Origin of the sequence: Brevibacillus sp. MCWH, assembly GCF_013096935.1 — a bacterium.
In the GTDB taxonomy this organism is placed as follows: Bacteria; Bacillota; Bacilli; order Brevibacillales; family Brevibacillaceae; genus Brevibacillus; species Brevibacillus aydinogluensis.
Window position 1 is genome coordinate 1 of the sequence record NZ_SDLF01000077.1, and the last position, 739, is coordinate 739.

The window sequence follows — 739 nt, forward strand, 5'->3', positions numbered from 1 at the left end:
TAATAGGAATTAAATCTATCTTCATAAATATCCTCCTCCTGCAATACTTTATCACAATGTATTACAATAAGAACGCTGTTATCGTCATTTTTTTCGACATTTACGATAAAGTAGTCTTTAAATTCATACATGTCGGTACCTACATTATCATTAAATATTTCACAATAGTTTTTAGGACTTTTATTATCACTAAATTTTACAATAATTTTAAGACAATTTCTTTCACATAAACATGTAATTCTTTTTATTTTATTAGTAACTTTATCTGGAAAATTTTTGGTTATAAAATAAAAATATTTGAATTTTTCATAATGGTTTCCTAAAACTTCTTGAAAAATTGAATAATCAGCCAACTCATTATGAGTTAGCTGATTAAATACTTCAATTACATTTTTACTCATTTTTTTGTTTACCCCTCTTTCTTTATTTCTTTGTATCAACAGGAAAAGGGGTTAAGGGAGAAGAATAGAGTTTCTAGCATTCTCCCTCGAACGTCTTCTCTCTTCTTCTTGACGTTCACGCTCAATTTCTTCCCTCTCCCTCTTCTTACGCTCTATACGTACATCTCTTAATAAAAGAGCCTCTTTGTAGGTCAATTCATACTTTATCGTATTTAAGTCTATTTGACCGTTATAAAGCTCTAGAAGTTCATCATAAAATGAATAAAATTGCTTTATTCTACGTTCGTACTCATCGCCTGCTGATACCGGTAAAAAAGGATGGACTCAATGTCAAACGG

The 739-nt window shown here is 29.8% G+C and carries 1 protein-coding gene; it reads right to left on the reverse strand.

Annotated features, from left to right (window positions below):
- Positions 1–401: hypothetical protein (locus ETC00_RS19420; protein ID WP_171567695.1), on the reverse strand; the 401-nt coding region annotated here is incomplete at its 3' end.
- Between the last annotated feature and the right edge of the window lie 338 nt (positions 402–739).